The sequence below is a fragment of the Edaphobacter acidisoli genome (assembly GCF_014642855.1).
Taxonomy (GTDB): domain Bacteria; phylum Acidobacteriota; class Terriglobia; order Terriglobales; family Acidobacteriaceae; genus Edaphobacter; species Edaphobacter acidisoli.
In genome coordinates this window covers 3,114,519-3,128,574 of the sequence record NZ_BMJB01000001.1, presented here as the reverse complement: position 1 = coordinate 3,128,574, position 14,056 = coordinate 3,114,519, and the positions used below count along the sequence as shown (strand labels likewise).

The 14,056-nt window shown below is 57.2% G+C and carries 10 protein-coding genes and 1 tRNA gene; 6 read left to right on the top strand and 5 right to left on the bottom strand.

Annotated features, from left to right (window positions below; all coding sequences use genetic code 11):
- Positions 1-98 precede the first annotated feature (98 nt).
- From IEX36_RS12740 to IEX36_RS12730, 3 genes are all read right to left on the bottom strand, one after another.
- Positions 99-1,376 (bottom strand): MFS transporter, encoded by a 1,278-nt coding sequence (locus IEX36_RS12740; protein WP_188759642.1) that lies wholly within the window; start codon positions 1,374-1,376, stop codon positions 99-101.
- A 185-nt stretch (positions 1,377-1,561) separates the two neighbouring features.
- Positions 1,562-3,142 carry a VOC family protein gene (locus IEX36_RS12735; RefSeq protein ID WP_188759641.1) on the bottom strand — a complete coding sequence of 527 codons (1,581 nt, stop codon included), beginning with the start codon at positions 3,140-3,142 and terminating at the stop codon, positions 1,562-1,564.
- A gap of 83 nt (positions 3,143-3,225) precedes the next feature.
- On the bottom strand, positions 3,226-6,756 hold the full coding sequence (locus tag IEX36_RS12730; RefSeq protein ID WP_188759640.1) for a TonB-dependent receptor: 3,531 nt from the start codon (positions 6,754-6,756) through the stop codon (positions 3,226-3,228).
- A gap of 542 nt (positions 6,757-7,298) precedes the next feature.
- Between IEX36_RS12730 and IEX36_RS12725 the strand changes: the two genes are divergently transcribed.
- Positions 7,299-8,330, top strand: a complete 1,032-nt coding sequence (locus IEX36_RS12725) for a LacI family DNA-binding transcriptional regulator (protein ID WP_188759639.1) — start codon at positions 7,299-7,301, stop codon at positions 8,328-8,330.
- Between the two features lie 112 nt (positions 8,331-8,442).
- Here the strand turns inward: IEX36_RS12725 and IEX36_RS12720 are convergent.
- Positions 8,443-8,535, bottom strand: a tRNA-Ser gene (locus IEX36_RS12720).
- Between the two features lie 95 nt (positions 8,536-8,630).
- Here IEX36_RS12720 and IEX36_RS12715 point away from each other — a divergent pair.
- Positions 8,631-9,965, top strand: coding sequence for an APC family permease (locus IEX36_RS12715; protein WP_229668943.1), 1,335 nt, complete (start codon positions 8,631-8,633; stop codon positions 9,963-9,965).
- A gap of 113 nt (positions 9,966-10,078) precedes the next feature.
- Here the strand turns inward: IEX36_RS12715 and IEX36_RS12710 are convergent, their stop codons facing one another.
- Complete coding sequence (locus IEX36_RS12710; RefSeq protein ID WP_188759638.1) at positions 10,079-10,636, bottom strand: inorganic diphosphatase; 558 nt, start codon at positions 10,634-10,636, stop codon at positions 10,079-10,081.
- 133 nt (positions 10,637-10,769) lie between these two features.
- Here IEX36_RS12710 and purS point away from each other — a divergent pair, with 133 nt between their 5' ends.
- The 4 genes from purS to hemH all read left to right on the top strand — a co-directional run bounded on the left by purS (position 10,770) and on the right by hemH (position 14,049).
- Positions 10,770-11,015, top strand: coding sequence for a phosphoribosylformylglycinamidine synthase subunit PurS (purS, locus tag IEX36_RS12705; protein ID WP_188759637.1), 246 nt, complete (start codon positions 10,770-10,772; stop codon positions 11,013-11,015).
- Between the two features lie 292 nt (positions 11,016-11,307).
- Positions 11,308-11,880 (top strand): hypothetical protein, encoded by a 573-nt coding sequence (locus IEX36_RS12700; RefSeq protein WP_188759636.1) that lies wholly within the window; start codon positions 11,308-11,310, stop codon positions 11,878-11,880.
- A gap of 95 nt (positions 11,881-11,975) precedes the next feature.
- Entirely contained in the window at positions 11,976-13,076 is a 1,101-nt protein-coding gene (gene hemE / locus IEX36_RS12695; protein ID WP_188759635.1) for a uroporphyrinogen decarboxylase, read from the top strand.
- Positions 13,069-14,049, top strand: coding sequence for a ferrochelatase (hemH, locus tag IEX36_RS12690; RefSeq protein ID WP_188759634.1), 981 nt, complete (start codon positions 13,069-13,071; stop codon positions 14,047-14,049). The genes hemE and hemH overlap by 8 nt, the downstream gene beginning before the upstream one ends.
- Positions 14,050-14,056: the final 7 nt, after the last annotated feature.

The following is a 14,056-nucleotide window of genomic DNA, read 5'->3' as shown; positions in this document are numbered from 1 at the left end:
CTATGCTTTCGACGATGGATGGGAGTGTATGGAGGGCGTCGAACCGGTCTCTGCGTGCATTTCCCTGCTATCGGGGAAAATAACAGAGAATCTCTCTACTAGGATGCAGATCGATACTTTGAACCGAGGATAAATAGCGCCAGAGTGCCCAGCAACGGCATGAGGCCAACCACAATAAATGCTGGCCGGTACGAGAAGTTATCTACCAGCACTCCCGTCACGAGTGGAAACAGGAGACCGCTTAGACCTCCTGAGACTCCGGTGAGACCAGTGGCGCGCCCTACGCTCTCTTGTGGGAACAGGTCGGTGACTGCGCCAAACATGTTGGCGACAAGAAAGGTGTTCGCCATCAGGGCAAAGCCGATCATGAAGAGAGAAGCAACTGCATCTCTCAGGTAAGGCACAATCAGGCTACTGAGACACAAGATGCTGCTGCCGTACATGGTAATCCGGCGCACGGTGTAGATTTTGAGGTTTCGCCGTTGCAGCCAGCCGGCCACGTAGCCGCCGAGTATGCCGCCAATATCGCCCAGGAAAAACGGGAGCCATGCGATCACACCAATCTGCACGATTGACATGTGACGGGCGCTGTAAAGATAACTCGGAATCCAATACCAATAGAACTGCATGACAGGGCCAATCAGAAACCGGCACGTCATGACTGCCCATGTGGAAGATTGCTTCAGTAATTCAGCAAGCGGCGCCTTCAGTACGCCGTCGCTCGACAGGACAGGCCGGTGGCCGGGATAGAAATGCCACCAGACAGGAACCCACAGAAGTCCCAGCAGTGCGGGGATCGTAAACGCAATGCGAAAGCCATAACGCTCGAGAAGAAAGACAATCAGCGGGGGCGCAAGGGTTGCGCCTATCATCGTGCCACTATTAAAGATGCCGATAGCAAGCGTGCGCTCTTCCTGGGTGAAGAAACGCGAGATTGCTTTCATCCCTCCCGAGAAGTTACCTGCTTCTCCTGTCCCCATCCACAACCGGGTTGCACCGAGTTGAAAGCCGCTATGGGTGAATGCCTGACATCCTGTTGCCGCCGACCACCACAGTACTGCGGCGGCGAGGCCAATGCGCGCTCCGACGCGGTCCATCAGCCACCCCATCGGAAACTCGCCTGCCATCATGCCGAATTGCAGAGCAGCAACGATTCGTCCGTAGGCTTCGTTGGAAAGGTGATAGCTCGCACGGAGAACAGGAGCCAGAACAGACAGCGTCTGGCGGTCGATGAAGTTGATGACTGTAACCGCAAAGATGAACCCTAGTACGAGCCATCTACGCCAGGATCTCTTCTCATCTTCCGAGTCGCACCCCGCGGGTTTGCACTCGATGGCTGCGCTTTGATTCGGTACATCGTGTAAGTCGCGCGGCATAAACCCTTGTCCATCGATAGGACGTTCCTGAATTGTGTGAAGCATGGTGGACAAGTCGATCGATCCGTGTGCTCCGGGCCTGGTTCATGAACCGGAAGCTCTGAATCTAAGCCGACGCATTTTCATTCGCGGCAGAAGAGTAACTCGCTACTTAGTTGCAGCCGATACTTCGCGCTGGGGCGAGATTAATTTTCGCCCTTCACTTCGTCGCGCTTGGCAGGTTTACCCTTGCGTTGCTTTTTAGGAAACACTTCCACGCTCACGTTAGAGAATATGGCGGTTTCAAGCGTAGCTGCGTTATGTGAGCACACACCCAAGCCCAGGTAAAAAGGCTCGTTCAGCTTCAGCGCATAAGCACCTAGCTCCTGAAGTGGTTGCCCCTCGCGCCCCGCATACATGGTGAACCAACCATCTTTTCGCTCCAGCCTAATCTGAACCGGCGCATCGACGGGAAAGCGAATGGCGTGAGTCGCATCTCCCTTCGTCTCTCGAAACTGCAATTCAGTAAGTCCGCTGCCGTGAACCACGGCATCGGCATAGGGCGCATCATCATCGAGGCTTTGCCGTGCCATGAGTGCAGCTTTGCGGTGGCTGGGCGGCTCCTGCTTCGGAAAATGCACGGTAGCTGTAAGTGAAAAATCTCCCGAGATGCTGCGCCACACGAAGTGGAACTCGTCCTTTTTGCCCCAGATATTGGCACCAGCCCCCGACACCACGTATTGGTTCTGGGCTGAGTCAAAGGAAGCAGACCCGGGCAGCGCAGGATCGCCAATATCCGATTGCTCAGTAAAGAGTCCGAGCGCGCCTCCGGCCCTTTGAAAATTTGCGGGCGTGGTGACGACGGCTGGCGCAGGATGCGCTGGATCGGCCACCTGCATAAATTCCACCCTGGTACTGTCTGGGTCAAAGAGATTGAAGTTCCAGCGATTGTCGAGCCCATAGCGCGGCGAATGCAGTTTCATCTCCGACTGCCTAGCATGCACGGCTTCGACAGTCGCATTGATGTCAGCAACGGTGAGCGCAAGATGAGCTGCACCAGCCGCACGCTTTCTCTCCAAGGGCTTATTGGATTGACCGAAGTTCGAGAGTTCAACGAAGTCGCCGCTTGGGCCTGGCATCTGAATGTGGTCAATGATGACGTGCTTGCCGTCCTCTGCTACGCGGCGCCACACTTCGTGGAAGCCGAGAGTTTTGACGTAGAAGTTATATGCGGCGTCAAAGTCGGTCGCAATGATTCCTACATGCTCGAGATTGGTCGAGAGGCGATGATCGTCCTGGTTCTGCCCCTTCGTTCGCTCCGCAAGCGACTTCGGTCCATAGTCCACAAACTCGAGATAATCGAGATTCTGCCCGGGAAGATCGGTCAGCATAAATCCGCGGCTTCCATCTTGATCGAGATGAATCTTGCCGGGGTGCAGTCCGCGGGCCTTAAGCATCTGATGAAGCTTCTGAAGCTGGTCGGTACGAATGGCAAATCCGACCATCGGCCGTGGCTGGGTTGGCTTCAAACCCGGTACGACTTCCAGAAACTGCTGGTCGTTGATCTTAAAGTAGGCAGCCGCAATCGATCCATCGGCACTTCGCACATCGTAGGCATCCTGGAACCCAGCTACGCCCGAGTAGAATGTGCGCGCCTGGCTGAGATCGGAGACCCGGATGGTAACTCGCGCCAGTCCGAGCAGTGGAAGTGGATCTGCAGCAGCTCCCGCTCCAACGAAGAATATGCCAGCCACCAACGACACAAGGACCCGTCTGATCAAAGCCATGAACTGCTCCCTCTAATGTGAACATATAAAAATGAGTAAGTAAGAATGAGTAAGTTAGTAAGTAAGTTTGCCTGGCATTCTATCTAGAACGAAATTCTGAGAGACGCGATAATCTGACGCTCTTGCGGTAGCGGAGTGTTAGGAAGTGTTCCAAACCCCGTCCAACTGGTAGTAGGAGAAAAAGAGGCCGGAGTAGCTGGACTGATGTTTGGTGCTCCCCAGATAGGATGGTTCGCTCCGTTCGTGGACTCCATACGAAACTGGGCAGTCATTTCACGGAACGGAAGGGCAAACTGCTTACTGAGGGCTGGGTTCCATACCATGTAGCTGGGGTTCCGGATAAATCCTACATACAACGGAGTTGTTCGCGGCTGCCATGGTCCCAGGTTGGCCCAGCAGCTCTCGTTGTTATTGAACCAGTGCGCGCGCGTCTGTCCGCCCTGCGGCGCATAGCTGGAACAACCTGAGGTGCCGGCATTGAAATTCGCCGACGGGAGTTGCAGCGGATTTCCAGTGCCCCAGATTACCGTGGAGGCAAAGACCCAATCGTTTGCGAGCACACCTACAAATCCATGCTTTCCTGTGCTGGGAAGAGGGTAGACCATGTTCAGGCTGATATAGTTTCTTCGATCGAGCGGATCGAGTGTCTTTGTAGGATTGGCATCGACAAAGTCTCCGGAATTGAGATAGGTCAACCTATCCATCCAGTTTGAGTAGTAGTAATTGAAGACGAAGTCCAGGTTCCGCACTGTGCGCTCGGCTCGAACGTCTACTCCGTGGTAATGCGAGCTTCCCGACGGAACGCGGTTTTCTGTAACTCCATTGAACAGTGGATAGGCACGCATCAACTCCCATGCTGGAATGGTGGAAGATGCCCCAAGAGAAGTGCTCGACGAGAGGACGCCATAGAACGGGTTTGCGACATTCGTGTTGCAGACGGAGAGATCCGTGTTGCACTGCTGCTGCAAGGCCGTCGAGACCACCCCGAGCGGCGTGCTAATCGAGATACCGTGGACACTGCTTCCCAGGTATTCAACATCAAACAGAATTCCCGCCGGCATTCTCCGCTGAATGCCGAAGGACCAATGCTGCGTCATGCGAAGCTTGCCGTTCAAATCGTTAAAGGTAATGCCATTGCCAGCATTGGTTGCAAGGCCAGCTGCAGCGCCCGAAGGAGCAATGGCGCCGCCGGGATAGGGAGTACCAGAGTTGAGGTTCGTGTCGGGAGTTAGTTTTCCATTCAGCGAAGCAACAAATGGAGTGGTCTGGCTGAATCCTGTGTTGTCGACGCCGAGAGGGGCCCAGGGAAAGTAGATTCCATAGCCACCGCGAATGACGGTATCGCGGAGTGCGGCCCAGCTGAATCCGACACGCGGCTGCCAGTCGTTCCAGTGATTCTGATAAGGAGCACTCGACTGTCCATTGACTCCGGCAAACTGCAGCCCTCCCACCAGGGGATTCTGAAGACCGGGGGCTTTCGCGTAGTTGATCTGCGCGGAGAGTGGATTGGCGCAGGTAAAGCAGAAGCCCGCATTTATCCGATCATGGCGGTCCCTTGGCGATGTATTGAGGTCCCAGCGCAGTCCAAGATTCAGCGAGAGATTGGGAAGCGCCTTGAAGTTATCCTGCATGTAGAGAGCGTAATAGTGCATCGTGACAAAGGTAGGCTCGTTCCAGCTCACGCTTCCAGAAGAGGGATAGCCAAGGAGAACGTCGGCGAACACATTTCCCTGTCCGGTCGTGGCCTGCAGCGGATTTCCCTGTGTGTAGGTCTGATCGAAGGTGAAGGCCCCGTTGGGATTTCCCAAAACGCCCGTCGGGGCCGTCTGGATATCCATAAACTCGAAGCCATAGTGCAGACTATGCCGACCTACTAACTGCGTGATGCTGCCGGAGAAATCGGCATCTGCATCAGCTGTGCCGCTTGCGGTGTTGCCGAATATGTTCGTGCCTCCAGTTACCGTCATGCTGGGGGCGATGTTTTGGTGTGATGTAGTGCCGACAGCAGGCATATTGAAGCCGAGCTTGCTGGCGCTAAATCCGCTCTGAACTGCATTGCCTGTGGTGGTTAGGGCCGAGGTGTGGCCGTACGATGCCTTGAGGTCCAGTACCTTGGTTGGCGAGAGGATGTGCGTCAGATCGAGGACGATATTGTAGTTCGAGGATACAGGCGTACTCCCCGACCAGGCTTCATTAGTGAGGCCATTGCCGGCGTTTTGGGCGTGGTCGTGTTCATGCGTATAGATTCCATAGAGGCGCGTGTTCTCCGAAAAGTTCTGATCGATGCGCCCGATAAACTGCTCATACTCATAATTCGTTGGCCAGGTGATTACGTAGTTCTTTGTCAAGCCAGGCTGGTTTTGCTGAGGGTACATGGCTAAGATGGCCGCTCCGATTGGGCTTATCTCGCCGGCAGGAATGGTGTCGTTTGGAAAGGATTTTCTCGCATACAACGTGCATCCCCCTGACGCGTTCTTCTGCGCGCAGTAGGTCGAGAGTGGGTCATAGATCGTATAGCCAGTGCCGGTGAAATTTCCGCTCCGCTCCGCTGCGGTTGGCACGGTGTCGGTTGGGGTTGCGGGCTGCTCCTGATGGAAGCCTTCGTAGGAAAAAAAGAAAAATGTCTTGTCTTTGCGGATCGGTCCGCCGACTTCGCCACCCCATGTGTTGCGGGTGTCGACCGGCTTTGGAATGCCGGAGAGCTTGTCAATCCATGGGGTCGCGTTCAATACCCGATTGCCATAGTAGTCGTAGATCGAGCCGTGATAAGCGTCAGCTCCGCTCTTCAGGTTGGTACTGAAGACTCCGCCTCCGGTCCGCCCGTACTCCGCATCGTAAGGCATCGCGCTGGTCTGCATCTGCTGAACGGAGGACATGTTCGGCGTGAAATACCAGGACCCCTGATCGCTGATCGGGGCACCATTCATATAGAAGACGTTCTCGTCCGTTTGCGCGCCAGATACGGCGTAGAGATTCGCGTTGTTCCTAGGCGTCAGGTTGAACACGTTCGCACTGGCACTCTTCACGCCTTCTGCGAAGGAGACGTCGTCCCATACCATCATGCCGGTGGACGGCATGTTCGCTACCTTGGTGTGATCCACTACGCCGCCTGAGGTCGCAGAGACGGTATCGAGGTCGACTGCTCCGGCTGTCACGACGACCTGCTGGGCTACACTCCCAGGCTGAAGCGTGATGTTCAGGCCAAATTGCTGTGCCGAATCGAGGCGCACGTCGTGGTAGACCATGGTCTGGAAATTGCCTGCCTTGGCAGTGACGGTGTACATGCCGGGAAGCACGTAGAGTATGGAATAGATGCCCTGTCCATTGGTTGTCGCGGAGTACTGCACGTGAGTAGCGACATTGAACACAATGACTGCTACATGCGGAATCACAGCTCCAGATGGATCCGTGACTTCTCCCGTGATGGATGCCCGGAAGTCCTGTGCAGAGGCCGACGCCACCAATCCAACTGTCACGGCAAGCAGCAATAGAATGCGCCAGGGCGCACATGAGTGGACTATCCCGGCTTGCGCCTTGTGCCGGTTGTCGGCCGCCGGGTGCATTGTGAACGGCTGAACTTCGGTGAAATCCGCCGTATTGACCAGGGAGGACATGTTTTTTTTGCAGTGATCGTGGTCTGTCATTGGCCTACTCCGATATGTCTCCGGCTTGCGATGGTGCTTTCTTCTGAAGGAATCCGCACTTGTGCCGTTCTCGCTTCAATTTGGTTGACTTTCGCTGTTGTATTGAAACGTTCTGCTCTCGCATTTATGGAGCCGCGGTTTTGACAGCGCTATCAATTGGAATCGATTGCCAGCGCTGTCATAATTGTGGCGAGAAGCTTACGCAGGCGAATCAGCGCTTGTCAAGAGATTTGAAAAGCCCCGTGAATCGTGCCTGGAAGCCTCTTGTAGAAATGCGTGGCGACTCGTTTGTGCAGAGAGATATGTATCTTGAGGACCGACCGTATGCATGCCAGGAGAGAAGGCTTTCGGCACTCGGGCGTAACGCCCGCAGAATGTGTATCTGATTTTCCTCCTGCTGCTCTGGTGAGACAGGACAGCGGGTTAGTATGGGCTAGTAATCGTAATCCTATGCAGAGACAAGATGCGCAATCGCTCACGGGAATGAGCACACCCAACAGGAAGAATAGAAGATGACTGCAAGAACAAGGAAACCCCCGACCCTGGAGGATGTCGCTCGCGAAGCTCGTGTTTCGCTGAAGACTGCTTCCCGGGTGCTGAACGGAGCGATCAATGTCCGCCAGGAAAAAGCCGATAGGGTGCGGGCTGTGATGGAACGAATCGGCTACCGTCCGAACGAGCTGGCCCGCAGCCTGATGACGCGAAAGTCCTCAGTGATTGGAATGATCGTAGCGAACCTGGCCAATCCGTTCATCACGAGTGTGATTCACGAAGTTCAGGAAGTAGCACGCAGCCACGGGTATGTCGCAATCGTTACAAGTTCCAAAGGTCGCCCTGACATCGAACGAATGGAGATTGAAACACTGGTGAGGCGGCGGATCGACGGTCTGATTCTTGCTCCCGCTGAGAGCAGGCGAGACACAATCACGGATGCGTTGCCGAACGATCTTCCTCTCGTAACTCTCGATCAGCTGGTTCGCGGCGCCAGCTTTGATTCCGTCACGATCACGAACCGCCGCAGCGCGTGCGATGCGACGCAACATCTGCTTGGCCATGGCTATCGCAGGATTGTAGCCATCGGAACGCGGCCACACCTCTATACATCGAAGGAACGAATCACCGGCTACCGCGAGAGTATGCGCCGCGCGTCATTCGAACCGAGAGTGTGCTGTGTCGACCACGAAGATTTGCTGACATCGGAGTGGTTCGACAAAGAGGTCATCCGGGGGCAGTCGGCCGATGCTGTCTTGTCTCTCAACTGGGTTACGACTCTGCATTTTCTGCGTGGACTCGACGCGTTGGGCATCAGGGGCGGACGGAACATCCCGTTTATTGCATTTGACGACTTCGATCTGGGCGATGTGCTTAGCCCGCGGCTCACCGTTGTAAGGCAGCCATCAGAGCTGCTGGGACGTGAAAGTGCGCAACTGCTCTTCGATCGGATGAATGGCAAGCGGCGCCCCAAGCCCGACGCAGTCGTTCTTCCAGCCGGACTCATCATTCGCGAGTCGTGCGGATGCAAAGGCTCACGCAGTTCCTCATAAGGGTCTGGCGGGTCCACATGGGACATGCAAAGGGTTGAGCAGGTGTAGCCTGTTGCCGTGAAGCAAAGGGCACTTGCACGGATTTTTCTGGATGTCTTCTGGGAAGATTTACTGGCGGAGAGTGGGGGATTCGAACCCCCGATAGAGCTTTTGACCCTATAACGGTTTAGCAAACCGCCGCCTTCAGCCACTCGGCCAACTCTCCGCGCCCTTGTGTGGGACAGACTAGGAGTGATTATACCGTGCCGGGGTGGATTCGCCTCTGGCTGGCGGTTAGATTTGTGTTGACGGTAAAAGCAATTGGCCCAGACCCAGACACAACGAACGACTGGCAGCGCGGCGAAGATGCGGCTGCTACCGCTCGTCGCCGCGACCTACTTTATGGTAGCGGGCGGGCCGTATGGGCTGGAAGACATTATTGGCATGGCCGGATATAAATGGGCCCTGTTGCTGCTGCTGGCCGTGCCGCTGCTGTGGAGTCTGCCGACGAGCCTGATGGTGGGCGAGCTGGCGGCGGCCATGCCTGTCGACGGCGGCTTCTACTACTGGGTGCGCGAGGCGATGGGGCCGTTCTGGGGATTTCAGGAGGCGTGGCTGAGCCTGGCGGCAAGCGTCTTCGACATGGCCATCTATCCGACGACGTTTGTGCTGTATCTTTCGCACGTTGCGCCGCGGCTGACGGCAGGGCACGGCGGGCTGATGCTGAAGCTGGGGATCGTGGGCATCTCGGCGGTGTGGAACCTGCGTGGCGCGGTGTCGGTTGGCTGGGGTTCGGAGCGGATGATGGCGGTGTCGCTGTCGCCGTTTGTGCTGCTGATCGGGCTGGCAGTGTGGCACGCGATGCGCCACGGCGCGTTGTTTGCTCCGGGCGGCGCGCCGGTGGGGCTCGACATTGGCGGCGCGGTGTCGGTGACGCTGTGGAACTACATGGGCTGGGACAACGCCTCGACGATTGCGCAGGAGGTGGACGAGCCGCAGAGGAATTATCCGCGCGCGATGTTTCTGTCGGCCCTGGCGGTGACGTGCGTGTATGTGCTGCCACTGATGGCGGTGTGGATGTCGGGGATTCCTGCGGCGCGGTTTTCGACTGGAGCGTGGGTGGACGCGGCGCGGCTGCTGGGAGGGCCTGCGCTGGCGTTAATGGTGGTGCTGGCCGGGTCGCTGGACGGGCTGGGCACGTTCAATGCGCTGACGCTTTCGCTGACCCGGCTGCCCTATGCGATGGCGGAAGACGGCCTGCTGCCGCGTGTGCTGACGAAGCGATGGGACAACGGTGTTCCGTGGGTGAGCGTGCTGGCATGCAGCGTGGGATGGGCTCTGGCGCTGGGATTTTCGTTCGAGCGCCTGATCTCGATTGACCTGGTGCTGTATGGCGTGGCGCTGGTGCTGGAGTTTGTCGCGCTGGTCGCGCTGCGCGTGAAGGCTCCAGGAATGGCGAGGCCGTTTCGCGTGCCTGGTGGGCTGGCGGTTGCAGTGGCGCTGGGCATTGGTCCAACGGGCCTGATTGCCTATGCGATGTGGACTGCACGCGGTGAGCGCGTGGCTGGCATCTCAGCGCTGGGCTTTGCGGCCATCATCGCGCTGCTGGGAGTGGTGGCGTATTGGATCGGGCGAAGCAGACAGGTTGCGTCCTGAGGGGGCTTCTCTTCAAGCGAAGCTGTCAACAATCACCATCCGCAAGCGCGTACATAATCAACGAAGAGAGCTGCCCGCGGGCAGCTCTCTTTCACGGCTCTCGAAGTGGAGTGCTACTTTTTTGCGACTGGAAGCTCTACCGGCTTGACCTTGTTGTCGATGAACCGCTGCTTTGCCTCGACGACTTTTTTGCGAGCATAATCGGCGTCGCGCCAGCCCTTCACCTCGACGCGCTTGCCCTCGAGGTCCTTATAGATGGAGAAGAAGTGCGTGATCTCGCGCAACATGTGCGGGTAGATCTGCGAGTAGTTGAAGACGTCTTTGTAACGCGGGTTGTTCTTGCCTACGCAGAGAACCTTCTCGTCAGGCACTCCCTGGTCGAGCATCTCCAGCAAGCCGATAGGTCGCACAGCCTGCACACATCCGGAAAAACTTGGCGCATCGACGAGAACAAGCACATCGAGCGGGTCGGCGTCTTCGGCCAGCGTGCTGGGGACGAAGCCGTAGTCGCCCGGATAGTGCACGGGCGAGTAGAGATTGCGGTCCAGGCGAAATACGTGCAGCTTTTTGTCGTATTCGTATTTGTTGCTGCCGTCGCGAGGAATCTCAATGACTGCGTTGATGACCTCAGGCGATTCTTCGCCAATGGGGAGTTCAAGGTAATTCGTCATAAGGAGTGAGGTTCTCTTCTTCGTTTGGAAAGTTCAAGAACTGCAGGTACGACGGTCGTTGGGTCTTTGCTTCCTGTGCCGCCGCATCATCTGCGTGCGGACTGGAACAGTACCCTGTCTATAATTGAACAGAATGAAGGCTCATGTCTATGTCACGCTGAAACGGACCGTGCTGGATGCCCAGGGGCAGACAGTGGCCGATGCTCTGAAACGGATGCAGTACCAGGGCGTCGAGGATGTGCGACAGGGGAAATACTTCCTGCTGACGCTTGCAAATGGAATGGCGCAGAACGCCGCGCAAGCCGAGGTCGAAAGGATTGCGCGCGAAGTGCTGACCAATCCGGTGATTGAGGAGTTCACGTATCGTCTTGAAGCGTGAGCTGGAGCTGGACTCCTGCTCATCAATATGGATACCCTGCTTGCATACAAGTCAATAGCACAAAGATTGCAATGGCGCAGGCAACCAGGGGATGGCTTTTGGAATATAAAGATTCAACAGTAATCTTAAGAAAGTTTCGTTCGTAACATGACGCCCGGATAGAATAGGCCAGAACTATCCGGAGGCGCTACGCAAGAGTGCTGTCGGACTTTGCCATCTTCGACAGGATTTCTGACGGAGATATTTTTTGAGAGGGCAACGGATGCAGAGACAACAACCACGAAGGCGGACTTTGCGATTTGCTTTGTCGGCATCGCTGCTCGTCCTGCCAGTTCTGCTTGCCAATCGGATGGACGCTCAGGCCACCGCAGCCCGATCGAGAGAGGCGGCTGTCAGCGCCTTTGGAATGTTCACGCACCTGACCCCCGATTACGGCCAAAGTGTGAAGGCCTTCACCGCGGGCGGTGACTATACGCGTTTCTACCAGGCCCTCTCACCATCTCTTGAGGTGCGCTTCAAAACTTCGTCGATGGGGACGGTCTCGGAGAGGACGTTCGGCGGCGGCATCCGCGTAGAGCGATCCTTTAGCTACTTCCGTCCGTATGCTGACTTTCTGATCAGCGATGGCACCATCAACTTCGCGCAAAAGTATTACATCGGAGCGAACGGAACCGGCACAAACGGCTCCGTGGTGTATTCCTATGGCGGTGGCCTGGACTACGACTTCGCCGATCAGTGGGCAGTGCGCGTCGACTATCAGCAGGAGAGCTGGAACGTCAATAAATCGCCTGCTGTCACGCTTGCCCCACGCGCGCTGAGCTTCGGTGTCCTGTACCGGTTCCGTTTCCACCACCCCTACCAATAGAGTCAGCCTGGCCGCAAGATGTACCTCTCACGCGCAGCCGTGCGCACTCGCGGGATTTTACGCCGAATGCTAGGCTCGAAGGAGAGGTTCCCCTTTTGAGCAACGCTCCGGCCCACCACATTGCGTTCGAACAGTCCGCCGGTATCGCGGCGGGCAGCCGCTTCGTGCGGGCGTGTCTGCGCCAGCCAGTTGACCGGACTCCGGTATGGCTTCTGCGCCAGGCCGGGCGCTATATGCCGGAGTACATGGCCGTGCGGAAGCACCACTCGTTGCTCGATATCTGCCGCACACCGGAGATCGCCGCCGAGGTGACGATCACCGCCGCCGAGCGGCTGGGCGTGGACGCAGCCATCATCTTTGCGGACCTGCTGCTTCCTTTCACGCCGATGGGCCTGGAGTTTGAGTTTCTCGCCGGTGAAGGCCCGGTGGTGCATCGTCCGGTGCGGACCGCGGAACAGGTGCGGGCGCTGCGCACGGACCGCGTAGACGAGCTGAGCTATGTTGCGCAGGCGATTGAAAAGGTGGCGCGCCACTTCTCTGCCCCGCGCGTGGACGGCGATCAACTTGGCATCATCGGCTTCTGCGGCGCGCCGTTTACGCTGGCCAGCTACATGATTGAAGGCGGGTCATCGCGGAACTACGTCGAGACCAAGAAGATGATGTACGGCGACGGCGCCGCGTGGCCTCTGCTGATGGAAAAGCTCGTGACCGTGCTCGTCGGCTATGCTGCCCAGCAGGTCGAAGCGGGCGCGGATGTCATCCAGATATTCGATAGCTGGGTTGGCGCGCTGTGTGTCGCGGACTATCGACGCTACGTGCTGCCGGCGACGGCGGAGCTGGTGCAGCGGGTGCAGGGCCTGGGTGTTCCTGTGATCTATTTCGGCGTGGATACGGCCTCGCTGCTGCCGTCGATGGCTGAGACGCGGGCCGATGTGATTGGGCTGGACTGGCGCGTGCCGCTCGATGAGGGCTGGAAGGCTGTAGGGCGCGGATGCGCCGTGCAGGGAAATCTCGACCCCATTACGCTGTTTGCCCCCGACGATGTGCTGCGGGAGCGCGTCCGCGAGGTGATGACGGCGGCAGCGGGGCAGCCAGGACACATCTTCAACCTCGGCCACGGCATTGTGCCGGACACGCCGGTCGAGAGTGTCATCAAAGTGGTGGAATGGGTGAAGGAGTTCTCGCGTCATGAGTGAGGCTGTACTGCTGCTGGCTCATGGAACGCCAAACGCGCTCGGCGAGATGGCTGAGTATCTGGACAAGGTGACGGGTGGGCGGGCCATTCCACGTGAGGTCGTGGAAGAGTTGCAGCATCGCTATCGGTTGATCGGGCTTCGAGAAGAAGCTGGAGCGACTCCCCCGCCTTTGACCCACTGGACGCTGGAGCAGGCTCGGCTTCTGGAGCGGAATTTTCTTGCTAATGGATTGAAAACAAAGGTATATGTGGCGATGAGAAATTGGCATCCCTACATCGCAGACGTTATTGCGCAGATGAGGCGTGATGGGGTGACGCAGTTTCGCGCTGTGTGCCTGGCTCCGCAGAACTCGCGCACCAGCGTCGGGCTTTATCGCAAGGCTACGCTTGCCGCGGCAGAGGGGATAGAGGTTGAGTTTATTGCAGGGTGGGCTGAACATCCTGTTTTGGCTGAAGCATTTGCAGAAAAATTGCGCAAAGTATGGAGGCCTGCCTGTGACGAAGCTGGGCGGAAGGTTCCCGTGCTGTTTACGGCGCATAGCGTACCCTGCCGGACAGTGATGGGAGATTCTCCTGATCCCTATCCTGTCGAGGCCAAGGCCACGGCACGGCTGGTTGCTGAGCGGATGGCTGGTGACGGGCTCACGGGACTGGATTGCTATTTTGCCTTTCAGAGCCAGGGGGTGAGTGGAGGTCCGTGGATTGGGCCGACGGTTGAGGATACTTTGAAGGCGTTGCGCGAAGAGGGTCACGCTGGAGTTGTCATCCAGCCAGTGGGGTTTCTCTGCGATCATGTTGAGATTTTGTACGATATCGATATTGCTTTCAAAGAGTTGGCAGCAAAGATCGGGCTCGAGCTATGGCGTGCCGAGAGCTTGAACGATTCGCCTTTGCTGATTGACGCACTGGCTGACGTCGCGACGGGACGCTATCGGGCAGGGGTCGTCGAAACTGTAGCGGCTGCCGGGGTGTAAGCTGTCC